General features: G+C 72.0%; 24 protein-coding genes and 2 tRNA genes. 12 read left to right on the top strand and 14 right to left on the bottom strand.

Features of this window, described 5'->3' with window-relative positions:
• Window positions 1-49: 49 nt before the first annotated feature.
• Window positions 50-1,567, bottom strand: a complete 1,518-nt coding sequence (locus tag ADL22_RS11625) for a DUF2252 domain-containing protein (RefSeq protein ID WP_066976782.1) — start codon at window positions 1,565-1,567, stop codon at window positions 50-52.
• Window positions 1,568-1,964: 397 nt separating this feature from the next.
• Complete coding sequence (locus ADL22_RS11630; protein WP_066976785.1) at window positions 1,965-3,443, bottom strand: hypothetical protein; 1,479 nt, start codon at window positions 3,441-3,443, stop codon at window positions 1,965-1,967.
• A gap of 226 nt (window positions 3,444-3,669) precedes the next feature.
• Between ADL22_RS11630 and ADL22_RS11635 the strand changes: the two genes are divergently transcribed.
• Window positions 3,670-4,104 (top strand): MarR family winged helix-turn-helix transcriptional regulator, encoded by a 435-nt coding sequence (locus ADL22_RS11635; protein WP_066976788.1) that lies wholly within the window; start codon window positions 3,670-3,672, stop codon window positions 4,102-4,104.
• 174 nt (window positions 4,105-4,278) lie between these two features.
• Here ADL22_RS11635 and ADL22_RS11640 read toward each other — a convergent pair whose 3' ends face one another.
• Window positions 4,279-4,641: a winged helix-turn-helix transcriptional regulator gene (locus ADL22_RS11640; protein WP_066976791.1), complete on the bottom strand. Its 363-nt coding sequence runs from the start codon at window positions 4,639-4,641 to the stop codon at window positions 4,279-4,281.
• 141 nt (window positions 4,642-4,782) lie between these two features.
• On the opposite strand from ADL22_RS11640, the gene ADL22_RS11645 reads away from it, so the two are divergent.
• Window positions 4,783-5,433, top strand: a complete 651-nt coding sequence (locus tag ADL22_RS11645) for an FMN-dependent NADH-azoreductase (RefSeq protein WP_066976795.1) — start codon at window positions 4,783-4,785, stop codon at window positions 5,431-5,433.
• Between the two features lie 116 nt (window positions 5,434-5,549).
• Here the strand turns inward: ADL22_RS11645 and ADL22_RS11650 are convergent, their stop codons facing one another.
• Window positions 5,550-6,806 carry an MFS transporter gene (locus ADL22_RS11650; protein ID WP_066976797.1) on the bottom strand — a complete coding sequence of 419 codons (1,257 nt, stop codon included), beginning with the start codon at window positions 6,804-6,806 and terminating at the stop codon, window positions 5,550-5,552.
• A gap of 141 nt (window positions 6,807-6,947) precedes the next feature.
• Here ADL22_RS11650 and ADL22_RS11655 point away from each other — a divergent pair, with 141 nt between their 5' ends.
• Window positions 6,948-7,940 carry a LysR family transcriptional regulator gene (locus ADL22_RS11655; RefSeq protein WP_066976800.1) on the top strand — a complete coding sequence of 331 codons (993 nt, stop codon included), beginning with the start codon at window positions 6,948-6,950 and terminating at the stop codon, window positions 7,938-7,940.
• 216 nt (window positions 7,941-8,156) lie between these two features.
• Here the strand turns inward: ADL22_RS11655 and ADL22_RS11660 are convergent.
• Window positions 8,157-8,240: transfer RNA gene (locus ADL22_RS11660), tRNA-Leu, on the bottom strand.
• Window positions 8,241-8,712: 472 nt separating this feature from the next.
• On the opposite strand from ADL22_RS11660, the gene ADL22_RS11665 reads away from it, so the two are divergent.
• The 6 genes from ADL22_RS11665 (at window position 8,713) to pknB (ending at window position 16,765) form a co-directional block, all read left to right on the top strand.
• Entirely contained in the window at window positions 8,713-9,528 is an 816-nt protein-coding gene (locus ADL22_RS11665) for an FhaA domain-containing protein (RefSeq protein WP_066976802.1), read from the top strand.
• A gap of 10 nt (window positions 9,529-9,538) precedes the next feature.
• Entirely contained in the window at window positions 9,539-10,066 is a 528-nt protein-coding gene (locus ADL22_RS11670; protein ID WP_066976805.1) for an FHA domain-containing protein FhaB/FipA, read from the top strand.
• Window positions 10,067-10,198: 132 nt separating this feature from the next.
• A complete protein-coding gene (locus tag ADL22_RS11675) occupies window positions 10,199-11,725 on the top strand; it encodes a PP2C family protein-serine/threonine phosphatase (RefSeq protein ID WP_066976807.1) in 1,527 nt (508 codons plus the stop codon).
• A gap of 23 nt (window positions 11,726-11,748) precedes the next feature.
• The gene (locus tag ADL22_RS11680; protein ID WP_066976810.1) at window positions 11,749-13,146 is read left to right on the top strand and encodes an FtsW/RodA/SpoVE family cell cycle protein; all 1,398 of its coding nucleotides are present in this window, start codon (window positions 11,749-11,751) and stop codon (window positions 13,144-13,146) included.
• Complete coding sequence (locus tag ADL22_RS11685) at window positions 13,143-14,612, top strand: peptidoglycan D,D-transpeptidase FtsI family protein (protein ID WP_066976812.1); 1,470 nt, start codon at window positions 13,143-13,145, stop codon at window positions 14,610-14,612. The genes ADL22_RS11680 and ADL22_RS11685 overlap by 4 nt, the downstream gene beginning before the upstream one ends.
• A gap of 146 nt (window positions 14,613-14,758) precedes the next feature.
• On the top strand, window positions 14,759-16,765 hold the full coding sequence (gene pknB / locus ADL22_RS11690; protein WP_066976815.1) for a Stk1 family PASTA domain-containing Ser/Thr kinase: 2,007 nt from the start codon (window positions 14,759-14,761) through the stop codon (window positions 16,763-16,765).
• A 108-nt stretch (window positions 16,766-16,873) separates the two neighbouring features.
• Here the strand turns inward: pknB and ADL22_RS11695 are convergent, their stop codons facing one another.
• The 6 genes from ADL22_RS11695 to ADL22_RS11715 all read right to left on the bottom strand — a co-directional run bounded on the left by ADL22_RS11695 (window position 16,874) and on the right by ADL22_RS11715 (window position 21,767).
• Window positions 16,874-17,620: a class E sortase gene (locus ADL22_RS11695; RefSeq protein WP_066976817.1), complete on the bottom strand. Its 747-nt coding sequence runs from the start codon at window positions 17,618-17,620 to the stop codon at window positions 16,874-16,876.
• 27 nt (window positions 17,621-17,647) lie between these two features.
• Entirely contained in the window at window positions 17,648-19,357 is a 1,710-nt protein-coding gene (locus ADL22_RS11700; protein WP_066976821.1) for a class E sortase, read from the bottom strand.
• A complete protein-coding gene (locus ADL22_RS11705) occupies window positions 19,354-20,010 on the bottom strand; it encodes an aminodeoxychorismate/anthranilate synthase component II (RefSeq protein ID WP_066976824.1) in 657 nt (218 codons plus the stop codon). Before ADL22_RS11705 ends, ADL22_RS11700 begins: the two co-directional genes overlap by 4 nt.
• Window positions 20,007-20,183, bottom strand: coding sequence for a hypothetical protein (locus ADL22_RS35715; protein ID WP_199836276.1), 177 nt, complete (start codon window positions 20,181-20,183; stop codon window positions 20,007-20,009). The genes ADL22_RS11705 and ADL22_RS35715 overlap by 4 nt, the downstream gene beginning before the upstream one ends.
• A gap of 81 nt (window positions 20,184-20,264) precedes the next feature.
• Complete coding sequence (locus tag ADL22_RS11710) at window positions 20,265-20,960, bottom strand: class E sortase (protein ID WP_066976827.1); 696 nt, start codon at window positions 20,958-20,960, stop codon at window positions 20,265-20,267.
• A gap of 36 nt (window positions 20,961-20,996) precedes the next feature.
• Window positions 20,997-21,767 (bottom strand): DUF881 domain-containing protein, encoded by a 771-nt coding sequence (locus ADL22_RS11715; RefSeq protein ID WP_066976830.1) that lies wholly within the window; start codon window positions 21,765-21,767, stop codon window positions 20,997-20,999.
• Window positions 21,768-21,944: 177 nt separating this feature from the next.
• On the opposite strand from ADL22_RS11715, the gene crgA reads away from it, so the two are divergent.
• On the top strand, window positions 21,945-22,199 hold the full coding sequence (gene crgA, locus ADL22_RS11720) for a cell division protein CrgA (protein ID WP_066976832.1): 255 nt from the start codon (window positions 21,945-21,947) through the stop codon (window positions 22,197-22,199).
• A 257-nt stretch (window positions 22,200-22,456) separates the two neighbouring features.
• On the opposite strand, the gene ADL22_RS11725 is transcribed toward crgA, so the two are convergent.
• Together ADL22_RS11725 and ADL22_RS11730 are read right to left on the bottom strand one after the other, a co-directional pair.
• Entirely contained in the window at window positions 22,457-23,371 is a 915-nt protein-coding gene (locus tag ADL22_RS11725) for a rhomboid family intramembrane serine protease (protein ID WP_066976835.1), read from the bottom strand.
• A 177-nt stretch (window positions 23,372-23,548) separates the two neighbouring features.
• Complete coding sequence (locus ADL22_RS11730) at window positions 23,549-24,076, bottom strand: peptidylprolyl isomerase (protein ID WP_066976837.1); 528 nt, start codon at window positions 24,074-24,076, stop codon at window positions 23,549-23,551.
• Window positions 24,077-24,364: 288 nt separating this feature from the next.
• On the opposite strand from ADL22_RS11730, the gene ADL22_RS11735 reads away from it, so the two are divergent.
• Window positions 24,365-25,084, top strand: a complete 720-nt coding sequence (locus ADL22_RS11735; protein ID WP_066976840.1) for a DUF5324 family protein — start codon at window positions 24,365-24,367, stop codon at window positions 25,082-25,084.
• Between the two features lie 165 nt (window positions 25,085-25,249).
• Here the strand turns inward: ADL22_RS11735 and ADL22_RS11740 are convergent.
• Window positions 25,250-25,322, bottom strand: a tRNA-Ala gene (locus tag ADL22_RS11740).
• 129 nt (window positions 25,323-25,451) lie between these two features.
• Between ADL22_RS11740 and ADL22_RS11745 the strand changes: the two genes are divergently transcribed.
• Window positions 25,452-26,000: a helix-turn-helix domain-containing protein gene (locus tag ADL22_RS11745; protein WP_066976843.1), complete on the top strand. Its 549-nt coding sequence runs from the start codon at window positions 25,452-25,454 to the stop codon at window positions 25,998-26,000.
• Window positions 26,001-26,011: the final 11 nt, after the last annotated feature.

A 26,011-nucleotide genomic window follows, 5' to 3' on the forward strand; every position in this document is an offset into this window, starting at 1 on the left:
ACCCCACCCCGCCCGAGCCCAGCCCAACCCCGCCCGTCAGGGACTCCGCTCACACCCCGCTCTCCGCCGCGATGCGCCCGCTGCGTATCGCCGCGACCAGGTCCGCGTGATCCGCTTCCGTGCGCTCGGCGTACGCCACCGCGAACGCCGCTATCGCCTCGTCGAGCGCCTCGCCCTTGCCGCAGTAGCCGGCCACTACGCGCGGGTCGGCGCTGTGGGCATGGGCGCGGGCGAGCAGCGCGCCGGTCATCCGGGCGTAGTCGTCGAGCTGCCCGCCGGACAGCCGGGCCGGATCCACGCTGCCCTTGCGGTTCCGGAACTGCCGCACCTGGAACGGCAGCCCCGCGCCCGGATCGCCTGACGCCCTCACACCACGGTGATCGCCGCCTGCCGCAGCGCCAACGGCCTCACTCCTTCCCCGTGCCCCGTCCTCCCCGCAGACCTCCCGTATCCCGTCGTCCGCTATGTCTTCCCGTACGGTCGTCCAGCCCAGCAGCAGGTCGCTGACGACCTGCATCCGCCGCTGGCCGAGTACCACCCGCCGGCCTTCGTGCTGCGCCGGCGGCGCAGGGAAGCCGGCCTTCGCCACATACGGGGCCAGTACCGAGCGGCGGGCCTCCTTCACCTGGAGGACCAGTGGCTCGCCCCGGTGGTCCAGCAGCAGCACCACGTACGACCGCAGTCCGACGCTGCCGGTGCCGACTATGCGGAAGGCGACGTCGTGCACGGCGTATCTGGCCAGCAGCGGCAACCGGTCCTCGGGGAGGGTGTCCAGATAGCCGGCGAGGGACGACGCGACGGCCGCCGCCTCCGCATCGGACACCCGCCGGAGCACCGGTGGCGCGTCCACGAACCGGATGCCGCCGTCCGGTCCGCGCTCGGTCGACTTCGCCGCGAAGCGCGCGCTGGTGTTCCTGCGCGCCTTGGCCTCGACCTGCTCCAGCGTGCCGAGGAGATCCCGGGCGTCGGTGTGCGAAACCAGTTCCTCGTCGGCGATGGCGTTCCACGCGTCGGTGACCGGCAGTTTGGCCAGCAGCCGCATCGTGCGGCGATACGCGCCTGCGGCGTCCCGGGCCGCCGCCCGGCAGTCGTCCTCGCGCGCACCCGCCTCCCGGCCGGCCAGGATGATCGACGTCGCAAGACGTTTGACGTCCCATTCCCACGGCCCGTGGACGGTCTCGTCGAAGTCGTTGAGATCGATCACCAGTCCGCCGCGGGCGTCGGCGTAGAGGCCGAAGTTGGCGGCGTGGGCGTCCCCGCATATCTGGGCCCCGATGCCGGTGACCGGGCCTTCCGCCAGGTCGTGGGCCATGAGCCCGGCCGAGCCGCGCAGGAAGGCGAAGGGGCTGGCGGCCATCCGTCCGACCCGTATCGCGGTCAGCTCGGGCAGCCGCCCGGCGTTGGACTCCTCGACGGCGGCCACCGCGTCCGGCCGCCCGGCCGCGATCCGCAGCGCCGCCTGCTCACCGCGCGGCAGCCGCTCCCGCAGCGCCCGGCCCACGGCCTTGGCCGACGGCCCTTCCTCGTCCGCCCTCGCGAACCCTGGTACGTACGGCACACGCGTCACAGCGGGCCACCTCCCCCTTCACGACCCTGTTTCCGCGCGGCATTTCGGGTGCACGCTGGCACACCGGCATCCCCCGCGTCCGTCCGGCGCTCCGGCCGTTTCCGGCTCGCCGGTCACTGACGTTACCGACATCGGCCGGACCGCCGCCGAGCCTGTGGATAACTTCGTATGAGGCAGGCACGCACCGGCCGAAACGGCATGCGGCGGGCCGTCAAGGCCCGCCACACGCCACGGTTCCGCCGACCGTTGTCCCGGCCCGTGACGGGTGGACGAGACGGCCCACAGCGACCGGCCGCAGTGACCGCCGCAAGCAACAGCTCGCAGCCCCGGCCGAGTTGGCGGGCCGCACCCCCGGGCCACGTAGCGGCCCAAGGCAACAGCGCAGCCCGCCCCGCCCTTACACCCCCACCGCCTCTTCCATCTCCTCCTCCGCGTCCGGCCGGGACGCGCCCTGGGCGGAGCCCTGGCCGAACTCCCGGCCACCGGGCTCCCGGCCACCGGACTCCCGATCACCCGGCTCCTGGCCGCCGCCCGACCGGCCCGACGCCCCGCCCGCGCCCCGTTCCGGGACCGTGGCCGCCACCGCGGCGGCGGCCACCGCGCCGGCGTTGGCCACCGCTTCCGCTTCCGCCGCGCGCCGCCGCTTCTCGGCGAGGCCCGCCACGGCGAGCATCAGCCCGCCCGCCAGCAGCCAGCCCACCAGCGTCCAGACGTGTCCGGCGAGGCCGTGCCCGTCGAAGTAGACGTGGCTGCGGGTGCCCTCCACGAAGCCGGCGCCGTTCCAGAAGGAGTGCAGGGCGGCGAAGAAGCCGTTCTGCATCTCGGGGCGGAAGATCCCGCCGGAGGAGGTGAAGTTGAGCATCACGAACAGCGCCATCACGCCGAGCGTCGTCCAGCGCTTGAGGAAGGTGTGCAGGCCGGTGCCGATCAGCAGGATGCCGGCGGAGTACAGCCAGGCCATGCCCCACAGCCCGGCGAGGCCGTGGTCGACCAGGTGGAAGACGGGTCCGGCGAAGAGGGTGCCGATGACGCTGACCACGAGGGAGGTGCCGAGGGCGAGGGCGCCGCGGAGGCGGAGCGGCAGGACGGCTCCGGCGCCGCCGATGACGGCGACCGAGGCGTAGGAGCCGATGCTGATCGCGACCATCAGGAAGAAGATGCCCTGTCCGGTCGGGTCGTCCTTGGCGGTCGGCACGACGTCGGTGATCTTCAGCGGGGCGCCCTGGTGGGCGGCGAGCGGGGTGAAGATCTTCTGGACGACGGTGGCGCTGGTGTCGGAACCGGCGGTGGCCACGAGGAGTTCGGGGGTGTTCGCGGTGCTCGTACGGCCCTGGGCCGCCGCCCGTCCGGTGGGGTGCGTGCTGCGGGCTGCGGTGCCCCGGTGGGCGGTGTCCGTCCCGCCGGCCGTCCCGGCGCCGGGGGCGGCCGCGCTCCCGGCGGAGGAAGCGGTACCGGCCCCGGGAGCAGTGCCGGCCCCGGAAGCGGCCGTGGTGCTTCCCGGCACGTAAGCCCCGAAGATCTCCTGCTTCTTCAACTGGCCGATGGCGGCGGCCCGGCCGGGGACCGTGCGGGCCTCCAGGTCGCCGTGGGCCTGGTCGTTGATCGTCTGGGCGAGGACCTGGGCGGAGGTTCCGGTTCCGACGACGGCGACGGGGAGGTGGTGCGGTGCGGGGTTGGCGAACGCCCCCAGGTAGGCCAGGCCCATTCCGACGCACATCAGCAGGGGCGTGATCAGGTGCGTCACGACGTGCCGGAGTTCACCGGGGCGGGCGGTGCGGCGTTCGCCCCGGTGGCTGCTTCCGTGGTCGCTTCCGCGGTCTCCGTGGTCGCTTCCGCTGGTGCTTCGGTGGTCGGGACGGCGTCGGTCCGCGGTCATGGGCAAGCCTTCTCGGTAGTGCTCCGGGCCGGTGGTGGGGCTGTCCGGTCCGGTCGTTCCATCTGTGGCCGGTGCCAGGGGTGTGGCCCCGGTGGCGGGAGCGGGGGGCAAACGGGGAGCGGGCCTCCCGGGCGCGGCTTCCGGTCCGCACCCCCAGCCATTGGTTGGCTATTACAACTCTCACTCCACGTTGTACTATACAACTAGTTCAGCGAAAGGCAACTCCGTGACCCACCGCGACGACTCCGTCGAGATCATCCAGCAGGAGATGACCGCGTTCGCCCGGCGCGCCCGCGCGACCGCCGCCCGGATGCACCCCGAGCTCTCCCTGGTCTCCTACACGCTGCTCGCGCACCTCGACGACCAGCGAGGATGCCGCGCCACCGACCTCGCGGCGCACTACTTCCTGGACAAGTCCACGGTCAGCCGGCAGATCGCCGCGCTGGAGAAGCTCGGCTTCGTCGAGCGGCGCGTCGATCCGGACGACCACCGCGTCCAGGTGCTGCACCCCACGAAGGAAGGCGCCCAGGTCCTCGCCAACGTCACCGCCAGCCGCCGCCAGGCGTTCCACGAGCGGCTCGCCGACTGGGACGAGGAGGACCTCGACCGCTTCGCCTCCTACCTGGCGCGCTACAACGCCGCCCAGGAGCGGCTCGGCTGACACCGTCCGGCCCACGGGGGCGAAGGCCGGCAACCGCACCCCGGGGCCACACCCCCCGCGCGCCCGCCCGGCTACCCGACGACCCGCCCGGCTACGCGGCCGCCCGAATCGCGCGGCCGCCAGACCAACCGGCCACCGGCCGGCCGACGAGCCGGCCACCCCGCCGGCCCCGCCTCACTTCCGGAACCGCTCCGGACACTGCCCCCCGTCCGCGAGGTACGTCTCCGCCCAGCGGCCCAGTTCCTTGAGGGCGGGCTCCATGGCGCGGCCGGCCTCGGTGAGCCGGTAGGAGACGCGCAGCGGCGGGCCGGCGTCGACCTCGCGGACGACCAGCCCGGTGCCCGCCAGCTCCATCAGGCGGTCGGAGAGCATCCGCTCGCTGATGCCGGGGATGGCGCGCCGCAGATCGGCGAAGTGGACGGGGCCCGGCATCAGGGTGGCCACGATCAGGCCCGTCCAGCGCTTCCCGAACAGCTCGAAGACGCGCGTCATACCGCCGTCGACCTGTCTGCACATCGCCTCGGTGTGGTCCGCCATAGGCCCAGCGTACCGCCCCCTCCGTTGGCTACTGCAGAAAAGTAAGCTCCTGTGCTATGAATAGTGACGTACGAATTTCAGGCGCCCGCCTGTCCACTCGTGGCCGGTCCCCCCGGCCCCCGTAGCGAAGGACCGATCCCCATGGCCACGCTCCTGCTCATCGACTCGTCCGTCTTCCCCGAGGGCGGCTCCGCCTCCCGTGAGGTGACCGCCGCCTTCCGCAGGACCTGGGAGGAGCAGCACCCCGAGGGCACCGTCATCCACCGGGACCTGGGTGCCGACCCGATACCGCACCTCGACGGCGCCGGGGCCTCCGCCGGGTTCGCCGACCCCGCCACGCACACCCCGGAGCAGCGGGCCGCGTTCGCCCTGCGCACCCGGCTGATCGAGGAGCTGGAGCAGGCGGACGCGCTCGTCATCGGCGCGCCCATGTACAACTTCACGATCCCGTCAACCCTCAAGGCGTGGCTCGACCAGACGATCCTCATGGGCCGCACCGCTGGCGAGGACTCGTCCGTGAAGGGCAAGCCGGCCGTCGTGGTCGCCAGCCGGGGCGGCTCCTACGCGCCGGGCACCCCGCGCGAGCCCTTCGAGTACGTCCGGAACTACCTGGAGGCCGCCCTGGACGGCGGCTTCGGCCTCGACGTGGACTTCATCGTCCCGGAGCTGACCATGGCCCCCGCCAACCCGGCGATGGCCGAACTGGTCCCGCTGTACGAGACCTCGCGCGCCAACGCCCTCCAGGAGGCGGAGGCCAAGGCCAAGGCCCTGGTGGCCCGCCTCATGGCCTGACCGCCCGAGGCACCGTCCGGGGCCGGCCACCCCGCACCACCGGCAGGGGCCCCTCCGCACCACCGGCAGGGGCCCGCCGGCCCGCCTCACGCCCCGCCTCACGCCCCGCCTCGCGCCTACGCCGCTTCCCTCCGCGGCGCCCTCCCCGGCCCCCGCCCCACCGCAGCCGTCACCAGCGCCGCCGCCACCAGGCCCCCGCCCAGCCAGATCACGCCGCCGGCCCCCCAGCCGTCCGCGGCCCGGCCGCCGGCCAGCGAGCCCAGCGCGATGGCCCCGTTGAACACCGCCACGAACAGCGCCGAGGCCGCTTCCCGGGCGTCCGGCGCGGCCGCCATCAGCCACGTCTGGGTGGACACCGAGACCCCGCCGTACGCCAGCCCCCAGGCGGCGACCAGGGCCGCGGCCCCGGTGAAGCCGGCCGCGCCGCCCACCGGGGGCACCAGCAGCACCGCCGCGGCCAGCACCGCGCAGATGCCCAGCAGCGCGGCGCGCGGGGACCGGGCCGCGGCGGCGCCGGACACGAAGTTCCCCGCCAGCCCGGCGACCCCGAAGGCCAGCAGCGCCGTGCCGATCTGGCCGGGCGTCGCACCGGCCACCGCCTCCAGCACCGGCCGCACATAGGTGTACGCGGCGAAGTGCCCGGTCACCAGGAGCGCGACCAGGACCAGCCCGGTGCGCACCGGGGGCCGGCCCAGCAGCCCCAGAACGCCGCCCAGCCGCACCGCGCCGGCTGCGGGCAGCGGCGGCAGCAGCACCACCAGCGCGAGCCCCACCGCCGCGCAGACCGCGGCCATCGCGGTGAACGCCGCCCGCCAGCCGCCCAGTTCACCCACGAGGGTGCCGGCCGGGACTCCGAGGACGGACGCCGCCGCGACCCCGCTGAAGATCAGGGACGTCGCCGCGGCCACCCGCCGCTCCGGGACCAGCCGGACCGCCAGACCCGCCGCGATCGCCCACACCCCGCCCATGCCGATGCCCACCAGGACCCGGGCGGCCAGCAGCACCCCGATACCGGTGGCGTACGCGGCCAGCAGGTTGGCGGCCGCCAGGACGGCCATCAGGGCGGCCAGGACCGTACGGCGGTCCCGGCGGCCGATCAGCAGGGTCAGCACCGGGGCGGCGACCGCGGCCACCAGGCCCGTCAGGGTCAGCGTCAGCCCGGCCGTCCCGTCGGACACCCGCAGGTCCCGCCCGATCGGCGTCAGCAGCCCGACGGGCAGCATCTCGGATGTCACCACCGTGAAGGTGGCCGCCGCCAGCGCCCCCACGGCCGGCCACCCGCCGCCCCGCGGGCGCCCCGACGCCCCCTTGGATGCGGCGAGTTGACCGCCTCTCACCTTGTCCGCGGTACCCGCGGTCTCGCTGTTCACCATGGTGTCCAGCCAACGCCCGCCGCCCCCCGGGAACAACGGCGAACCCCTCACCCTTCTATGAGCAGGACTCATCGACCCCCTGGACCAGAACTCACCGGCCTCCTGGAGCAGGACTCACCGACCCACCACCGGAAGGGACTCATGAGCGGCCCGACCGCCCCCGCCACCCCCGCCGCCCCCGTTGGCGCCCCGGGGCTCGAACTCCGCGAGCTGGAGTGCTTCCTCGTCCTGGCCGAGGAACTGCACTTCGGCCGTACGGGAGAGCGGCTGTACGTCTCGCAGAGCCGGGTCAGCCAGCTGCTGCGCTCCCTGGAGTCCCGGATCGGCGCGCGCCTGGTGGACCGCACCAGCCGCCGGGTCCGGCTGACGCCGCTGGGCGAGGAGTTCCGGGCGTCGCTGCGCCCCGCCTACGACGCGCTGCGCGCCACGGTGGACCGCGCCCGCAGCGCGGCCCGGGGCGTCGAGGGGCGGCTCACCGTGGGCTTCCAGGGCACCTCGAACGACCGGATCATGCGGGCCATGGACGTCTTCCAGGCCCGGCACCCGCGGTGCGCCACCGAGATCGTGGAGCTGCCGCTGTGCGACCCGTTCGGTGCGCTGCGGAGCGGTGCGGTGGACGTGGCGGTGACGCTGCTGCCGGTGGCGGAGCCGGACCTCACGCTGAGCGCGGTGTTCTCGGCGCAGCCGCAGACGCTGGCGGTCTCCGCGCGCCACCCGCTGGCGTCCCGTACGGCGCTGGACGCCGAGGAGCTGGCGGACCTGCCGCTGATCGGCCCGGACGGCCCGGCGCCGGCCTACTGGCGGGCCGCGCAGGCCCCGGCCGCGACCCCGGGGGGCCGCCCGATACCGGCCGGGCCCCGGGTCAGCACGCTCCAGGAGGGGCTGACGCTGGCCGCGGCGGGCCGGGGCGGGATGCTGCTGTGCCGGTCGACGGCGGACTACCACGGCCGCCGGGACGTGGCGTTCGTGCCGGTGTCCGGGGTGCCGGACTCCCGGCTGGGGGTCGTCCACCACACGGCGCGGGAGACGGCCCGGGTGCGGGCCTTCGGCGCGGCGGTACGGGACGTGACGCCGGTCACTCCGGACGCCACCGGAAGCGGTGAACGGGCAAGCGGCGCAGGCGATGTGACGTAAGCCTCACGTCGCCCCGCTCACGTGACGGCACTCACCCGGCGGCGCACGCCGGGCCGTTGCGGGCCGCGGACCGAAAGACCGGCAGACCACCGGGCCGGCGCCGCCGCACCGCGGGCACAACGGCACCACGGAACAACGGCACCACAGCACCACGACACAACGGCACAACGCGAAACCCCCGGTCCGGATTTCTCCGGAGACCGGGGGTCTCATCTGTGCGCGAGGGGGGAGTTGAACCCCCACGCCCTTTCGGGCACTGGAACCTGAATCCAGCGCGTCTGCCTATTCCGCCACCCGCGCATGGGTGCTGCCGGTTTATTCTCTCACGCGATCCGGGCCGTTCGGTCCGGGTCTTGCGGGAGCGCCTTCCGACACCGAGAACATTAGCACGCTGTCGGGGGTGCCTTCACACGCCTTTCCCCCGGTCCGCGGCCCGCGCGGTCCGCGGGGCACTCCGCGGCGCCCCCGTACGTTGCTCTCGACAGGAACCGGCGTTCGGTGGGCGAACGGCGGCCGGCGGCCGGAGCCGGCACCCGCCCCCTCGGGCGGGTCGGCGGTTGCGGGACACTGGTTACGGGGCACATCTACGATCGCAGTGCGGGACGGCGGCGGAGGTGAGCGGCGGGAGAAGGGCAGGCGGCGGGCAACCCTGTGGTGGGCGACACTCGTCCTCCAGGCGGGAAAGCGGAACCACCCGATTTCCCGGCGCGTGGATACGATCAGTAAGCAGTATCAGGACGACCCTGAGGAAGACTGGGGAAGGAGGTGCCCCGTGGGAGTACTGAAGCGCTTCGAGCAGCGACTCGAAGGTCTCGTCAACGGCACCTTCGCCAAGGTGTTCAAGTCCGAGGTGCAGCCCGTCGAGATCGCCGGCGCGCTGCAGCGCGAGTGCGACAACAACGCCAGCATCTGGAACCGCGACCGCACGGTCGTCCCCAATGACTTCATCGTCGAGCTGAGCACCCCGGATTACGAGCGGCTGAGCCCGTACAGCGGCCAGCTCGGCGACGAGCTGGCGGGCATGGTCCGCGACTACGCCAAGCAGCAGCGGTACACCTTCATGGGACCGATCAAGGTCCATCTGGAGAAGGCCGACGATCTCGACACCGGCCTGTACCGCGTCCGCAGCCGCACGCTGGCCTCCAGCACGTCCCAGGAGCGGCCGGGGCAGGCCGCGGCCGCGCGGGCCGCCGCGCCACCGCCCCCCGGCGGCCATGTGGCGCCGCCGATGCCGTCGTCGCCGCCGCCCGGCACGCCGCCGGTGCCCCGTACGGCGCCGCCCGGCGCCGGGCCGCAGCCGTACGCGCAGACCAGGCGGTGGATCGAGATCAACGGCACCCGCCACCAGATCTCGCGTCCGAGCCTGGTGCTGGGCCGCAGCACCGACGCGGATGTGCGGATCGACGACCCCGGGGTGTCCCGGCGGCACTGCGAGATCCGGGTCGGACCGCCTCCCACGATCCAGGATCTGGGTTCCACCAACGGCATCGTGGTGGACGGGCAGCACACCACCCGCGCTAGTCTCCGCGACGGCTCGCGGATCGTCGTGGGCAGTACCACCATCGTTTACCGGCAAGCCGAAGGGTGAAGCGGGGGCAATGTCAGAGCTGACCCTCACGGTCATGCGGTTGGGTTTCCTCGCCGTACTGTGGCTGTTCGTCATCGTGGCCGTCCAGGTCATCCGCAGCGATCTGTTCGGCACGCGCGTCACACAGCGCGGCGCCGCCCGGCGCGGCGGGTCGGAACCGCGCACCCAGCGCCAGGCCGCCGCCCCTCCGCAGCAGCCGCGCCGCCAGGAGGGCGGCCGCGGCGGGGGCCGGCAGCGGCGCGGGGCCCCCACCAAGCTGGTGGTCTCCGAGGGCACGCTGGCCGGCACGACGGTCGCGCTCCAGGGCCAGACGATCACGCTGGGCCGGGCGCACGACTCCACCATCGTGCTGGACGACGACTACGCGTCCAGCCGGCATGCCAGGATCTACCCGGACCGTGACGGCCAGTGGATCGTCGAGGACCTCGGTTCCACGAACGGCACGTACCTTGACCGGACCCGACTGACGACCGCGACTCCGATTCCCCTGGGAGCCCCGATCCGCATCGGCAAGACCGTCATCGAGCTGCGGAAGTAGTACGACAATGAGCGAGCGGAGCGAGCGAGCCGTAACGGTCCACTCGACGGACCCGGGCGTGCTCCCGACCGGAGGGTGGGCAGTGTGGCTCGACGAGACCGGCTGTACCCCGAGCCGACGGGTGAGGTGCGCATGAGTCTGTCGCTGCGCTTCGCCGCCGGATCGCACAAGGGCATGATCCGTGAGGGCAACGAGGACTCCGGTTACGCCGGTCCCCGGCTGCTGGCCATCGCGGACGGCATGGGCGGCCAGGCCGCCGGCGAGGTCGCCTCGTCCGAGGTGATCTCCACGCTCGTCCAGCTCGACGACGACGTTCCCGGTTCGGACATCCTCACCTCCCTGGGCACCGCGGTGCAGCGCGCCAACGACCAGCTGCGGGTGATGGTCGAGGAGGATCCGCAGCTGGAGGGGATGGGCACGACCCTGACCGCGCTGCTGTGGACGGGCCAGCGGCTCGGCCTGGTGCACGTCGGCGACTCCCGGGCGTATCTGCTGCGGGACGGGATGCTGACGCAGATCACCCAGGACCACACGTGGGTGCAGCGGCTGGTCGACGAGGGCCGGATCACCGAGGAGGAGGCCACCACGCATCCGCAGCGGTCGCTGCTGATGCGGGCGCTGGGCAGCGGCGACCACGTCGAGCCGGACCTGTCGATCCGCGAGGTGCGGGCCGGGGACCGGTATCTGATCTGCTCGGACGGGCTGTCCGGGGTGGTCAGCCACCAGACGCTGGAAGAGACCCTGGCCGGCTACCACGGGCCGCACGAGACGGTGCAGGAGCTGATCCAGCTCGCGCTGCGCGGCGGCGGTCCGGACAACATCACCTGCATCGTCGCCGACGTCCTGGACGTGGACGGCACGGAGGCCGCGGCCGGGCAGCTCAACGACACCCCGGTGGTGGTCGGCGCGGTCGCCGAGAACCAGAACCAGCTCAACGACCCCAGCACGCTGCAGACGCCGGCGGCGCGCGCCGCGGAGCTGGGCCGCCGGGACGCCGCCGCGGCGCCGGGGGGTGCCTTCGGGCCGCCCGGGAGCGGTGAGGCGGACGCCGGCGGGGCGCCGCAGGGGTCGTTCGGGGCGTTCACCGACGAGGAGTTCCTCAAGCCGCGGCGGCGCGGCAAGTGGCTGAAGGCGTCGCTGTTCACGGTGCTGGCGCTGGGTGTGGTCGGCGGGGGCCTGTACGCGGGCTACCGCTGGACGCAGACCCAGTACTTCGTCGGCGCGAAGGACGATCATGTCGCGCTGTACCGCGGGATCAGCCAGGACCTGGCGTGGATCAAGCTGAACGCCGTCGACGAGGACCACCCCGAGATCGAACTCAAGTACCTGCCGGTGTACCAGCGCAACCAGGTCAAGGAGACCATCGCGGTCGACAACCGCAACCAGGCGAGCGAGAAGGTCACCGAGCTCGGCAAACAGGCCAACGCCTGCCAGGCCAAGGAGCGGCGGGAGGCCGCCGAGCGCGCGGCGGCCGGCGCCAAGGGCCGGCCCGCGAAGCCCGGTACGGCCGCCGGCGGGAAGACCGGTACGGCCGGCGACGGCAGCGGCGTGGCCGGCGCGCTGTCGTCGGCGGCGGGCTCCACCCCCACACCCACCCCCAGCGGGACTCCCTCCGAGGAGCAGCAGAAGCTGGAGAAGAATTGCAGCACCCAGCAGTGAGGGCGTAGGGGGCCGGAGATTTCATGAGCAGTACAACGACCACGACGACCGTGGGCACGTTCGCCGCCCCGAGTCGCCGTAACACCGAGCTGGCCCTGCTTGTCTTCGCGGTGCTGATCCCGGTGTTCGCGTATGTCAACGTCGGCCTGGCGAAGGACGGTTCGGTGCCCGCCGGGGCGCTGGGCTACACGCTGGGGCTGGGCCTGCTGGCGGGTGTGACGCATCTCGTCGTCCGCAAGTGGGCGCCGTACGCGGATCCGCTGATGCTGCCGATCGCGACGCTGCTGAACGGCCTGGGGCTGGTGTTCATCTGGCGGCTGGACCAGGAGCCGCAGATCAGCACGCCGCAGCTGGGCGGGGCGATGGCGCCGGGTCAGCTGATGTGGTCGACGCTCGGGGTCGCGCTGTTCCTCGGCGTGCTGATCTTCCTGAAGGACCACCGGGTCCTGCAGCGCTACACCTACATCTCGATGGTGGTCGCGCTGGTGCTGCTGATCGCGCCGATCTTCTTCCCGGCGCGGTTCGGCGCGCGGATCTGGATCACGATTCCGGGGGTCGGGTCGCTGCAGCCGGGCGAGTTCGCGAAGATCATCATCGCGATCTTCTTCGCGGGCTACCTGATGGTGAAGCGGGACGCGCTGGCGCTGGCCAGCCGGCGTTTCATGGGCCTGTATCTGCCGCGCGGCCGGGACCTGGGGCCGATCCTGGTGATCTGGGCGCTGAGCCTGATGATCCTGGTCTTCGAGACCGACCTGGGCACCTCGCTGCTGTTCTTCGGCCTCTTCGTGATCATGCTGTACGTGGCGACCGAGCGGACCAGCTGGATCGTGTTCGGCCTGCTGCTGAGCGGCGGCGGCGCGGTCGCGGTGGCCACGTTCGAGTCGCACGTCAAGGTCCGCGTCGACAACTGGCTCCACCCGCTGCAACTGCTCAACGGCGGTGTCACGGAGACCGCGCAGGCGATGTACTCGTTCGGTTCCGGCGGGATCCTCGGATCCGGGCTGGGCCAGGGCTACTCGCGGCTGATCGGCGGCATCGCCCCGAAGAGCGACTACATCCTCGCCACGGTCGGCGAGGAGACCGGTCTGGCCGGGCTGATGGCGATCCTGCTGCTGTACGGCCTGCTGATCGAGCGGGGTATCCGTACGGCGCTGGCGGCGCGGGACCCGTTCGGCAAGCTGCTGGCCGTGGGCCTGTCGGGCGCGTTCGCGCTGCAGGTCTTCGTGGTGGCCGGCGGTGTGACGGGCCTGATCCCGCTGACCGGTATGACGATGCCGTTCCTGGCGCAGGGCGGCTCGTCCGTGATCGCCAACTGGGCGCTGGTCGGGATCCTGCTGCGGATCAGCGACACCGCGCGCCGCCCCGCGCCCGCCCCCGCTCCCTCCACCGACGCCGAGATGACCCAGGTGGTCCGCCCGTGAACAAGCCCCTGCGACGGGTCGCGGTCTTCTGCGGCCTGCTCGTCCTCGCCCTGCTCATCCGCGTCAACTGGGTGCAGTTCGTGCAGAGCGACCAGCTCAAGAACGATCCGAACAACCGCCGGGTGGCGATCGAGCGGTACAGCACGCCGCGCGGCAACATCATCGTCGACGGCAAGGCCATCACCGGGTCGACGACCACGTCCAGCGGCGACTTCAAGTACAAGCGGACGTACAAAAACGGCAAGATGTGGGCGCCGGTGACGGGCTACGCGTCGCAGGCGTTCGACTCCAACCAGCTGGAGAAGCTGAACGACGCGATCCTGACCGGCACCGATGACCGGCTCTTCTTCAGCCGCACGGTCGACATGTTCACCGGCGGCAAGCAGAAGGGCGGGAACGTCGTCACCACCCTCGACGCCAAGGCGCAGAAGGCCGCGTTCGACGGGCTGGGGGACAAGAAGGGCGCGGTGGTCGCGCTCAACCCGGAGACCGGCGCGATCCTGGCGCTGGCCAGCACGCCGTCGTACGACCCGTCGACGTTCGCGGGGATGAGCAACAAGGACGCCGAGGCGTACAACGCGCTGCTGAAGAAGAACAACCCCGACGACCCGATGCTGAACCGCGCGCTGCGGCAGACATACCCGCCGGGCTCGACGTTCAAGGTGGTCACGGCGTCGGCGGCGCTGCAGAGCGGGCTGTACCACGATGTCGACACCAAGACCGATTCGCCGGTGCCGTACATCCTGCCGGACACCGCGCACCAGCCGCTGAACAACGAGGGCAACATCCCCTGCGAGAACGCGACGCTGCGGGTGGCGCTCCAGTGGTCGTGCAACACCGTCTTCGGCAAGATCAGCGCGGATCTCGGCAACGCGAAGATGAAGGCCGAGGCGGAGAAGTTCGGCTTCAACAACCCGAAGATCGACACGCCGGTGCGGGCGGCGGAGAGCGTCTACCCCAAGGACAACCGGCCGCAGAACGCGATGGCGGGTATCGGGCAGGCGTCGAACCGCGCCACGCCGCTGCAGATGGCGATGGTCGCGTCGGCGGTCGCCAACGGCGGGAAGCTGATGAAGCCGTACATGGTCGACCAGCTGGTGGCGCCGAACCTCAACGTGGTCCAGCAGCACACGCCGCAGGAGATGAGCCGGCCGCTGAGCCCGGAGAACGCCCAGAAGATCCAGAGCATGATGGAGACCGTGGTCAAGGAGGGCACGGGCACCAACGCGCAGATCGACGGGGTGACGGTCGGTGGCAAGACCGGTACGGCGCAGCACGGTGAGAACAACAAGGACAACCCGTACGCCTGGTTCATCTCGTACGCGAAGACCGGCAAGGGCACCCCGGTCGCGGTGGCCGTCGTGATCGAGGGGTCGGACACCCTCCGCGGCGACATCGCCGGTGGCAAGCTCGCCGCTCCGATCGCGAAGAGCGTGATGGAGGCGGTCATCGAAGGCGAGCGGTGACGCCGGTCATGGCGGTACCGGTCAGATATCAGGTTTCGGCTCCGGCCCGGTCCGGTACGGCGTGCCGGGTACGGTATGCCCGGACAGCACACCGCCGGACCACGCACGGGTGCGGTCGGGACTGACGGAGAGGGCTGGAGAAGCTTATGGAAGAGCCGCGTCGCCTCGGCGGCCGGTACGAGCTGGGCTCGGTGCTCGGCCGTGGTGGCATGGCGGAGGTCTACCTCGCGCATGACACCCGCCTGGGCCGCACCGTGGCGGTGAAGACGCTGCGGGCGGACCTCGCCCGTGATCCGTCCTTCCAGGCCCGGTTCCGCCGTGAGGCCCAGTCGGCCGCCTCGCTGAACCATCCGTCGATCGTCGCGGTCTACGACACCGGCGAGGACTATGTCGACGGGGTGTCGATCCCGTACATCGTCATGGAGTACGTGGACGGCTCCACGCTGCGGGAGCTGCTGCACTCCGGCCGGAAGCTGCTGCCGGAGCGGTCGCTGGAGATGACGATCGGTGTGCTCCAGGCGCTGGAGTACTCGCACCGGGCCGGCATCGTGCACCGCGACATCAAGCCGGCCAACGTCATGCTGACCCGGACCGGCCAGGTCAAGGTGATGGACTTCGGTATCGCCCGGGCCATGGGCGATGCCGGTATGACCATGACGCAGACCGCCGCGGTGATCGGCACCGCGCAGTACCTGTCGCCGGAGCAGGCCAAGGGCGAGCAGGTCGACGCCCGCTCCGACCTGTATTCCACCGGCTGCCTGCTGTACGAGCTGCTGACGGTCCGGCCGCCGTTCGTCGGGGACTCCCCGGTGGCGGTGGCCTACCAGCATGTGCGGGAGGAGCCGCAGCCGCCGAGCACGTTCGATCCGGAGATCACGCCGGAGATGGACGCGATCGTGCTGAAGGCGCTGGTCAAGGACCCGGACTACCGCTACCAGTCGGCCGATGAGATGCGCGCCGACATCGAGGCGGCGCTGGACGGGCAGCCGGTCGCGGCGACCACCGCGATGGGCGCGGGCGGCTACGGCGAGCAGGACCAGCCCACCACGATGCTGCGGGCCCAGGACCCGGGCGGCCCGAAGACCACGATGCTGCCGCCGATGAACCCGGACGACGGGGGCTACGGCTACGAGGAGCGCGGGGACCGGCGGCGCGGCGGGCAGAAGAAGAGCAACGTCTCGACGATCCTGCTGGTGGTGGCGGCGATCCTGGTGCTGGTCGGTGCGATCTTCATCGGCAAGGCGATGTTCACCGGCAAGAAGAACAACAGCGTCCCGGTGCCGAACCTCGTCGGGAAGACGCTGGCGGAGGCCAAGTCCTACGGCGAGAACAGCTCCTTCAAGGTCGTCAAGGGTGACAGCAAGCCGTGCGACAACGCGAAGAAGGGGCAGATCACCGAGCAGTCCCCGGCGGCCGACACCACGATCGGCAAGGGTGAGACGGTCACCGTCACGATGTGCTCGGGTGCGGTGAAGATCCCCGTGCCGGATGTGACGGGGTACACCTTCGACCGGGCCAAGCAGATGCTGACGGCCAAGGGCTTCACCGACATCCAGCAGGAGTCGAAGGAGTCCGACGCCACGCCGGGCACCGTCATCGCGCAGGACCCGAAGGCGGAGAGCGAGGCCGCCAAGGACGCGACGATCACGCTGTCGGTGGCCAAGGCGGCGCCGAAGGCGACCGTCCCGGACGTCACCGGGCGGGACTTCCCGGCGGCCCAGAAGCAGCTCCAGGACCTGGGCTTCACGGTGAAGCGGGGGCCGGACCAGAACGTCACCGACCCGGCGCAGAACGGCAAGGTCGTCGCGCAGTCCCCCGGCGGCAACCAGCAGGTGGCGCAGGGCTCGACGATCACGCTGACGGTCGGCAAGTCGGCGCAGACGGCGGTCCCGGAGGTGCGGGGCAAGAAGGTGAAGGACGCCAAGCAGATCCTGCAGCAGGCCGGTTTCACCAACATCCAGTTCGCGGACGGCAGTCCGCAGGACGACAACGCGATGGTGATGGCGGTGGACCCGCAGCCGGGGACGCAGGCCGACCCGGCGTCGACGCCCGTGAAGCTGACCACCGCGGGCGGCAACAACGGTGACAACGGCGGGAACAACGACGGCGGTATCTTCGGCGGACCGTTCGGCTGGGGCGGCAAGAAGCACTGACGTCAGGACGGTCGCGGCCCGTACGGCAGATACGGCGCGGATACGGCGGAGCCCCGGCGGCCCTTGGCGGGCGGCCGGGGCTCCGCCGTGTGCGGGGGCGGGCCGGGGTCAGCGGAGTTCGGCGGGCGGGGTGCGGTCGGCGTCGACCTTCTGGGTGCGGACCAGCTCGCCCCAGACGATGTAGCGGTACTCCGAGGTGTAGACCGGGGTGCAGGTCGTGAGGGTGATGTAGCGGCCGGCGCGGTGCTTGCCGGACTCCGCGGGGATCTTGTCGAGGACGCTGACGTCGTACTTCGAGGTCTGCGGCAGGGTCGCGTAGACCTTGTAGACGTACCAGGTGTCCTTGGTCTCGAAGACGATCGGGTCGCCGGTCTTGAGCTTGTCGATGTTGTGGAACTTCGCGCCGTGGCCGTCGCGGTGCGCGGCGAGGGTGAAGTTGCCGGTGGCGTCCTGAGGGAGGGCGGACTTGACGGGCTTGGTGTAGTAGCCGGCGACGCCTTCGTTGAGGACGTCGGGGTCGGTGCCCTTCTTGACCAGCACCTCGCCGTTATCCATCGCCGGTACGTGCAGGAAGCCGATGCCGTCCTTGGTGTCCAGCTCGCCCGGGCCCTTGGGGCCCGGTTTCGCCGCCCAGTGCTTGCGGACCTGGTCGCCCTGCTGGTGGGACTCGCGGTCGGCGAGGACGTTGGTCCACCACAGCGAGTAGACGACGAACAGGCCCATGATCACGCCGGCCGTGATGAGGAGTTCACCGATGACGCTGACGATCGCGGCGGCGATGTGCCGGCCGCGTCGGGGCGGCGCCGGTGGCGTCGCGGGCCGGTCGTTGTCCTCGTCGATTCCGCTGGCAGTCACCGCGTCGCACCCCTTTTAGTTGTCCGCTCAGCCGGCGAGCGCTTCCGGTTTGCCCTTGCTCCGCGGCCGCTCGTCGACCATCTTGCCCCAGACGATCAACCGAAAGGTACTGGTGAATTCCGGGGTACAGGTGGTCAGGGTGATGTACCGGCCCGGACCGGTGAAACCGGACCCCGGCGGCACCGGCCCGATCACGCTGGTGTTGCTCGGGGAGGTCTGCGGGAGGATGCTCTCCATCTCGTACGTGTAGTACGCGTTCTGCGTCTCCACGACGATCTTGTCGCCCTTGGTGAGGCGGTTGATGTAGCGGAACGGCTCGCCGTGGGTGTTGCGGTGGGCGGCGACGGCGAAGTTGCCGGTCTTGTCCCAGGGCATCGCGGTCTTGATGCCGCTGCTGGCGCCGTAGTGGCCGATCATGCCGTGGTCGAGGACCGTGTTCTTCTCGATGCCTTCGGCGATCGGCGCCTTCATGTCGAGCTTGGGGATGTACATGATCCCGAAGCGTTCGCCGTCCGCGAGGTTCTTCTTCTCGCCGCGGCCGCTCTCCCACTCGTGCTGGAGGGTGGTGGCGGCGCCGCCCGCCTCCTCGTCGGCCATCACGTTCGTCCACCACAGCTGGTAGGTGACGAACAGCAGCATCAGCACGCCGAGGGTGATGAACACCTCGCCCAGCGCGCGGCTGGCGATCAGGCCGGGGCTGTCCTTGGCGGCGCGCTGGGCGCGGCGGGCCTCGACCCGGGTCATGGGGGGCTTGGGTGCCTCGGCGGCCGAGGCGGTGGCCGGGGCGGCGGCGCGGGTGCCCCGGCGGCCGTGGCGGCCGCCGCGTCGGGTGGCTGCCTGGGCGGCCTTGCGGCGGGCCGCGCGGCCGCCGGTGGCCGGCAGCGGCGATGTTTCACGTGAAACGGCTGTCGCGGAGCCGGTTTCACGTGAAACATCGGCGTCGCCGGGGCTGCTGGTTTCACGTGAAACATGCGCGCCCGTTTCACGTGAAACATCGAGGCCGGTTTCACGTGAAACGTAGGGGCTGGTTTCACGTGAAACATGGGCGGCGGTTTCACGTGAAACATCGCCCGGGACGCCGCCGGCGCCGCGCGGTCCGGCCTGGCGCAGCGCCATGGTCTCGTCGTCGCGGTGCGACGGGGAACCGGCCGCCGCCGTCGGCGCGGGCGGCGCCGGGAGCAGCGGGGAGATCCTGGGGAGGGGCGCGGTCAGGCCCTCGGGGGCGCCGTACGGCCCGGGTATCGAGGTGCCGGGACGGATGGTGGGCGCGGGGTAGGCGCCGGTGCCGAGCCCGCCGGACACCTGGCCGTAGGCGTCGGCGTCCGGGCCGGGCCCGCGGTACGGGTCCGCCACCTGCGGGGTGTCGTCGGGGCCGGGCCTGCGGTGCCGGGCGGCCGGGCGCGGCGGGGCCGGTGGCTGAACCAGAGGCGGGCCGGCCGCCGGCGGCTGGTGGGGCCGGAACCACGGGGAGCCCGCCGCGGCCGCTCCCCCGCCCGCTCCGCCATCGGCGGCGGCAGCAGCCGGCCGCTCCGGCTCGTAGGGGTCGGGGAGGGGCGTCGCGGCCGGGCCGGGCAGGGGGTCGTTCAGCGGGTCGTCCAGGCGCTCCACCGCCGCCTCGAACGCGTCGGTCCGCCGGTGGGCGCCGGCGGCCGGCGGATACGGCTCGTGCGGCGCGTACGGCTGCTCCCCGTGCGGCTCGTAGGGCCGCCCTTCACGCTCGGGGCGCAGGTCGGTCACGCGCCGGCCTTGCCGACCACCGGGGCAAGCCCCGCCGAACGCTCCACCGCTCCCTGGTCGCCGCACTCCACCAGCCAGTTGGCCAGCATCCGGTGTCCCCATTCGGTCAGCACCGACTCGGGGTGGAACTGCACGCCCTCGACGGGAAGTTCGCGGTGGCGCAGCCCCATGATGATCCGGCCGCCCGGGGCGTCGTCGGCCTCCGTCCAGGCGGTGACGGCCAGTTCGTCCGGGACGGTGCCCGGCTCGACGGCCAGGGAGTGGTAGCGGGTGGCGGTGAAGGGCGAGGGCAGTCCGGCGAAGACCCCGGCGCCTTCGTGGTGGACCGGCGAGGTCTTGCCGTGCAGCAGCTCCGGCGCCCGGTCCACCACGCCGCCGTAGGCGACCGCCATCGACTGCAGGCCCAGGCAGACGCCGAAGACCGGGACGCCGGTGGCGGCGCAGTGCCGGACCATGTCGACGCAGACCCCGGCCTGTTCGGGCGTACCGGGCCCGGGCGAGAGCAGCACCCCGTCGAAGCCGTCCTGGGCGTGGCGCGTGGCGACCTCGTCGTTGCGCAGCACCTCGCACTCGGCGCCGAGCTGGTAGAGGTACTGGACGAGGTTGAAGACGAAGCTGTCGTAGTTGTCGACGACGAGAATCCGCGCGGTCATCGGGTGGCTGCCATCCCTTGGTCGACAGTGACGTCATTGAAGGGGAGCAGCGGCTCCGCCCACGGAAAGACCCACTGGAAGAGCACGAAGACCACCGCCAGGACGAGCACCGCGGAGATCAGCGCCTTCACCCACGTGTTGCCCGGCAGATGCCGCCAGATCCAGCCGTACATGCTGTCGCTGTCCCCTTGCCGATGCCGTTGACGATGTCGATTGCGACACCAGAGTAAGGGGAGAGGCTGCGGGCGGGTGGGTCAGCCGGGCAAAGCCGATGGCCTTCCCTGGGCGACGGGTTGGGTGGAATCGAGGTGGGCCCAGGCGATCAGCCGGTGGCTGTGGCCCCATTCCGGTTCGCAGGTGGTGAGGGTGAGGTAGCGGCCGGGGCCGGTGTAGCCGGACTCCTGGGGGACGGGGTCGAGGACGCCGGTGTCGGTGGGCAGGGTCGTGTAGGGGCGGTTGTCGACGCGGTAGGTGAACCACGTGGTGCCGTCGGTGAGCACCACGGCGTCACCGGGCCGCAGCCGGGGGAAGTCCTTGAACGGGTCGCCGTAGGTGCGGCGGTGGCCGGCCACGGCGAAGTTGCCGGTGGCGCCGAGGCGGGCGGTGCGGTCGTAGTGCCCCAGGCCGCGCTGGAGCACCTCGGTGCCGGTGCCCTCCAGGACGGGTTTGGCCCAGTCCGGCCCGAAGCGGGGGATGTACATCACGGCGAAGGAGCGGCCCGGGGCGTAGCGGCGGGGCGGGGCGGCGGGCGCGGGCGCCGGGGCGGGGGTTCCAGCAGCGGCGACCGGGCCGGCGGCCCACTGGTCCTGGAGCCGGCCGATCTCGCCGTCCATGGCGCTGTCGGCCCGTACGCCGGTCCAGTAGAGGAGGTAGACGACGAAGAGGACGATCAGGGTGCCGGCGGTGACGCAGATTTCGCTGGCCGTCCGTACGATCCACCGCACCGTCATCCGGCCGCCCCTCCCCGCCGTCCCGCGGGGCGCGGGTCACGGCTTCACAGGCTGTGCGTAGTGCAGGTCCACTGTGCCGGAGTAGCCGGGGAGAGTCACCGCCTCGTGCTGGTCGACTTTCCAGCCGAGGCCGTAGGCGTTGACGTACTGGAGGTAGTTCTGGATGGCCGGGGAGGCGGTCAGGGCGCGGCTGAGGGCGTCCCGGTCGCCGACCGCGGTGATCTTGTAGGGCGGGGAGTAGACGCGGCCCTGGAGGATCAGGGTGTTGCCGACGCAGCGGACCGCGCTGGTGGAGATCAGCCGCTGGTCCATGACCTTGATGCCCTTGGCGCCGCCGTGCCAGAGGGCGTTGACCACGGCCTGGAGGTCCTGCTGGTGGATGACCAGGTCGTTGGGCTGGGGGTCGGGGATGCCGGGGATCTTCGGGGTGGCGTTCGGCGGGGCGTCGGTGAGGGTGACGGTCAGGCCGGGACCGGTCAGCGGCCGGCTGCCGGCGCTCTTCTCCAGCGCCTTGAGCCGGGCCTCGGCGCCGGCGGAGGGGGCGGTGTCGCGGCGGGCCAGGGCATCGACCTCGGCGCGCAGGCCGGCGTTGCGCTCGTCCTGGAGGCCGTTCTTGTGGCTGCGTTCCTGGATCAGGTCGGAGAGCCGCAGCATCGAGTCGTCGGACCGGAGGTTGGTGCCGCGGGCGGTGTCGAAGCTCAGCCAGAACAGCAGACCGGCCAGGGCGAAGACCACGAGGGTGAGGAGGCGGACGGGGCGGAGCCGGGGGCGGGAAGGGCGCCCGGGGGAGCCGGCGGTGGTGCTCAACGTACCCTTACTCCTTACGACGCCGCGGACGCACTACGCTAACGGACGCCCGGGAAGGAAATCCGTTCCCCTCGTGTCCGTACCCTGGCTCCCGTCCGGTACCGCTCCGCGCGGTGGGGGGACCGCCCGTTCGCCGTGGAGAGCGGGGGGAGCAGCACATCGACAGGAGAGTTCCTCGTGCCGAAGTCACGGATCCGCAAGAAGGACGACTTCACGCCGCCGCCGGCGAAGACCACCAGCCTGAAGCTGAACTCCGGCCGGGGCTGGGTCGCGCCGCTGATGCTGGCGATGTTCCTGATCGGGCTCGCGTGGATCGTGCTGTTCTACGTCTCCGAGGGCGATCTGCCGGTCAAGGCGATGGGCAACTGGAACATCGTGTGCGGGTTCGGCTTCATCGCGGTGGGGTTCGGCGTCTCCACGCAGTGGAAGTAGCGCGGGGCTTTAAGGGGGCGTAGCGCAAGTCCTGCCCAAGGCCATCCACACAGTTATCCACAGCCGGGGAAAACTTCAGAAGATCTGTGGATAACCCTCTGGGGGTTGACGCCGGTGTGACCGGCGGCGGGCCCACCGGCCGGCCGCCATCCCCGCTTCTGCCTGCGAAAACGCCGTAGCGTACGGCATCGAGGCGGGTTTCCGCACAGCATGCACAAGATCCGCCACGCACTGTGGACAACGCGGGGAGCGGACCCTCAGCCGGTCAGTTGCAGGGTCCGTACCCACACCACGGCGACGATCGCGAGCAGCACCACCGCGCACGCCCCGGCGTGCACCAGCGCCCGGCGCTCGCGCGGCGCGTGCACCATCCCGAACGCCACCGCGGCGCCCACGACCAGCCCGCCGACGTGCGCCTGCCAGGCGATGTTCGGCCACAGGAACGTGAAGGCCAGGTTGAGGACGAGCAGGATCAGCACCGGCCGCATGTCGTAGCGCAGCCGGCGCATCAGCACGGCCGTGGCGCCCAGCAGCCCGAAGATCGCTCCGGACGCGCCCAGCGAGGGCTGGTTCTGCGCCTCGAGGAGGTAGCTCAGGGCGCTGCCGCCCAGCCCGGAGAGCAGGTACAGCGCGGTGAAGCGGAGCCTGCCGAGCGCCGCCTCCAGCGGCGGCCCCAGCCACCACAGCGAGAGCATGTTGAAGCCGATGTGCGCGAACTGCTGGTGCAGGAAGACCGCGGTCAGCAGGCGGTACCACTCGCCGTGGGCGACGCCCACCCACTGGTAGCGGCTGGGGTCGACGGCCAGGCCGAGCATGTCGAGCCGGCCGACCAGGTCGAAGCCGGACTGCTCGCTCGCGAGCACCGCGAGGAAGAGCGCGACGTTGAGGCCCAGCAGGATCTTGGTGATGAGCCGCGGGTCGGCGGTGACCGCGCCGCCGGCTATCGTGCGCGGCGCACTGGCCCGCGGGGCGGGGCCCGCGCCGCCGCCGGTGCGGACGCAGTCCGGGCACTGGAAGCCGACCGAGGCGCTGACCATGCACTCCGGGCAGATCGGCCGCTCGCAGCGGGTGCAGCGGATGCCGGTCGGGCGGTCGGGATGGCGGTGGCAGCCGGGCAGGCCGTCGTGGCCGTGCGCGTGCTGCGGCTCCTGCGGGCTGCCTGGCTGGTCCATGGGTCCCCTCGTCCTCCTGCTCACCGGGGCGCCGGCGCGCGCCGCCCGGCGGCGAGCCGCACGCCCGCCCGCCGTCGCCCGGCCCCGCCCCGCGACACGCTGCGCGCCCCGTCTTCCTCATCTACGACCGGACGGGGCGCGATGGTTCCCCGGACCACCCGGGGAGCGTCAAACCGCTCAGCGGGTCTCGATGACCACCGACTCGATGACCACGTCGTTGACCGGGCGGTCGGTGCGCGGGTTGGTCTGGGTCTCGGCGATGGCGTCCACGACCTTCTTGCTGGCCTCGTTGCTGACCTCACCGAAGATGGTGTGCTTGCCGGTCAGCCAGGCGGTCGGGGAGACGGTGATGAAGAACTGCGAGCCGTTGGTGCCCGGGCCGGCGTTGGCCATGGCCAGCAGGTACGGCTTGTTGAACGCCAGGTCGGGGTGGAACTCGTCGGCGAACTGGTAGCCGGGGCCACCGGTGCCGTTGCCCAGCGGGTCACCGCCCTGCAGCATGAAGCCGCTGATCACGCGGTGGAAAACGGTGCCGTCGTAGAGGGGGGCGGTGGTCGGCTGCCCGGTCTTGGGGTCGATCCACTCCCGCTCGCCCTTGGCGAGTTCGACGAAGTTCTTGACCGTCTTGGGGGCGTGGTTCGGCAGGAGCCGGAGTTCGATGTCGCCCTGGTTGGTCTTCAGGGTGGCGTACAGCTGCTCAGCCACGGTCTACCTTCCATAAGTCTTCACTGACGGTCCCCGATCCTCGCATGAAGCGGGTACCGGCTGCCGGGCCGCCACCTCTTGTGGCACGTCGCACTGATTTCCCGCGTGGGACGAGCACCGCGTGGCATTGTCGTCACAAGACTCCGGAAGGTCCGCAATGACCCGGATGCCCGCCCGCGCATGCCGTACGCGTACGAAGCGGGCATGCTCGTCAATCGGGTGGACAGGCGACACAGCACAGGGGGAAGCAGCCCCCGGACCCGGACACCACCGAGGAGGAGGATCCCCGTGACCCGCAAGGACAGCGTGCGCGCCGCGACCCACACGGCAAAGGACGGCGTGCGGCACGCAGCGGAGGTGGTGGCTCCCTATGCCGGTACGGCCAAGGACGCCGCTGTCCACTACACGCACGAGGCCCGCGCCCGGCTGGCCCCCAAGGTCGCCGAGGCCGCCCACCAGGCCCGTGCCCAGTACGGCTGCCACGTCGCCCCGCGCATCGAGCACGCCCGCGGGGCGCTGCCGCCGAAGGTGGACGCGGCGGCGGCCAAGGCGGCCCGCCGCACCCGCAAGGCGGCCCGGCAGGCCGCCGAGTTCACCGCCCCGCGGCTGGAGAACGCGGTGGCCGGTGCCCGCGCGGCCGCCGAGCCGGTGCGCGACGAGGCGCTCGCCCGGGGCGCCGCGGCGCTGGCCGCGCTCCGCGGCCAGGTGACCGCCGAGGAGATCGCCAAGCTCCAGAAGAAGCAGCGCCGCCGGTGCGCCTGCGGCCGGGCCGCCAAGCGGCTGGCCCTGCTGGGTGTCCTCGCGGCCGGCGCGGTGGCCGCCTGGAAGTGGTGGGACAAGCAGGCCAACCCGGACTGGCTGGTCGAGCCGCCGGCCCCCACCGAGGTCGGCGACCGCGCCCACCTCAGCTCCGTCGACGGCAGCCAGAGCAGCCCGCTCGCCCCCGATGTCCAGGCCAAGCAGGACGAAAAGGACTCCGGCGACCGCGACGGCGACACCCCGGCCTGACCCCGCCACCGCCACTACCGGGCCGTGCCCCTGCCAGGGGGCGCGGCCCGGTGGCGTATGCCTGGGGGCGCCGACGCGGCCCGGCGATCGCGCGCCGGCCGGCCCGGGCACCGGCATGCAAAAAGCCCCTCCGACCGCGTATCCACAGGTCAGAGGGGTAGGGGGTGGAGCCTAGGGGAGTCGAACCCCTGACATCTGCCATGCAAAGACAGCGCTCTACCAACTGAGCTAAGGCCCCTTCGCCGAACAGGGTACCCGGTGTCGGGCCGCTTTCCCGACCGGGTATCGCCGCGCACGGTCGCTCTCCGTAGGATGCTCCGCGAGATTCGCGGCAGCGAAGCGCGATCGGGGATACAGGGGAGACGGCATGGACGCAGCACAGCAGGAAGCCACCGCGCGGGCCCGGGAGCTCCAGCGCAGCTGGTACGGCGAACCTCTGGGCGCGCTGTTCCGCCGGCTCATCGACGATCTCGGCCTCAACCAGGCCCGGCTGGCCGCCGTACTCGGGCTCTCCGCGCCGATGCTGTCCCAGCTGATGAGCGGGCAGCGCGCCAAGATAGGCAACCCGGCGGTGGTCCAGCGGGTCCAGGCGCTCCAGGAGCTGGCCGGCCAGGTGGCGGACGGCAGTGTCAGCGCCGCCGAGGCCACCGACCGGATGGAGGAGATCAAGAAGACGGCGGGCGGATCCGTGCTGAACAACACCGCGCAGACCACGTCGTCCACGGGGGCCACCACGGTGCGCCGGGTGGTGCGGGAGATCCAGTCGCTGCTGCGGTCGGTCTCCGACGCCGGCGACATCATCGACGCGGCGAACAGCCTCGCCGCCACCCACCCCGAACTCGCGGAGTTCCTGCGGGTCTACGGTGCCGGCCGCACCGCCGACGCGGTGGCCCACTACGAGTCGCACCAGAGCTGACAACCGCGGCC

It is taken from the genome of Streptomyces sp. NRRL F-4489 (genome assembly GCF_001509485.1).
In the GTDB taxonomy this organism is placed as follows: domain Bacteria; phylum Actinomycetota; class Actinomycetes; order Streptomycetales; family Streptomycetaceae; genus Streptomyces.

Bases quoted from the DNA above. Each gene is read 5' to 3' on its own strand.
- ADL22_RS11680 (WP_066976810.1), top strand. From the start codon at position 11,749: ATGAGCAGTACAACGACCACGACGACCGTGGGCACGTTCGCCGCCCCG.
- ADL22_RS11645 (WP_066976795.1), top strand. From the start codon at position 4,783: ATGGCCACGCTCCTGCTCATCGACTCGTCCGTCTTCCCCGAGGGCGGC.
- pknB (WP_066976815.1), top strand. From the start codon at position 14,759: ATGGAAGAGCCGCGTCGCCTCGGCGGCCGGTACGAGCTGGGCTCGGTG.
- ADL22_RS11640 (WP_066976791.1), bottom strand. From the start codon at position 4,641: ATGGCGGACCACACCGAGGCGATGTGCAGACAGGTCGACGGCGGTATG.
- ADL22_RS11650 (WP_066976797.1), bottom strand. From the start codon at position 6,806: ATGGTGAACAGCGAGACCGCGGGTACCGCGGACAAGGTGAGAGGCGGT.
- ADL22_RS35715 (WP_199836276.1), bottom strand. From the start codon at position 20,183: ATGTACGGCTGGATCTGGCGGCATCTGCCGGGCAACACGTGGGTGAAG.
- ADL22_RS11655 (WP_066976800.1), top strand. From the start codon at position 6,948: ATGAGCGGCCCGACCGCCCCCGCCACCCCCGCCGCCCCCGTTGGCGCC.
- ADL22_RS11725 (WP_066976835.1), bottom strand. From the start codon at position 23,371: ATGGACCAGCCAGGCAGCCCGCAGGAGCCGCAGCACGCGCACGGCCAC.
- ADL22_RS11630 (WP_066976785.1), bottom strand. From the start codon at position 3,443: ATGACCGCGGACCGACGCCGTCCCGACCACCGAAGCACCAGCGGAAGC.
- ADL22_RS11705 (WP_066976824.1), bottom strand. From the start codon at position 20,010: ATGACCGCGCGGATTCTCGTCGTCGACAACTACGACAGCTTCGTCTTC.
- ADL22_RS11670 (WP_066976805.1), top strand. From the start codon at position 9,539: ATGTCAGAGCTGACCCTCACGGTCATGCGGTTGGGTTTCCTCGCCGTA.
- ADL22_RS11710 (WP_066976827.1), bottom strand. From the start codon at position 20,960: ATGACGGTGCGGTGGATCGTACGGACGGCCAGCGAAATCTGCGTCACC.
- ADL22_RS11745 (WP_066976843.1), top strand. From the start codon at position 25,452: ATGGACGCAGCACAGCAGGAAGCCACCGCGCGGGCCCGGGAGCTCCAG.
- ADL22_RS11675 (WP_066976807.1), top strand. From the start codon at position 10,199: ATGAGTCTGTCGCTGCGCTTCGCCGCCGGATCGCACAAGGGCATGATC.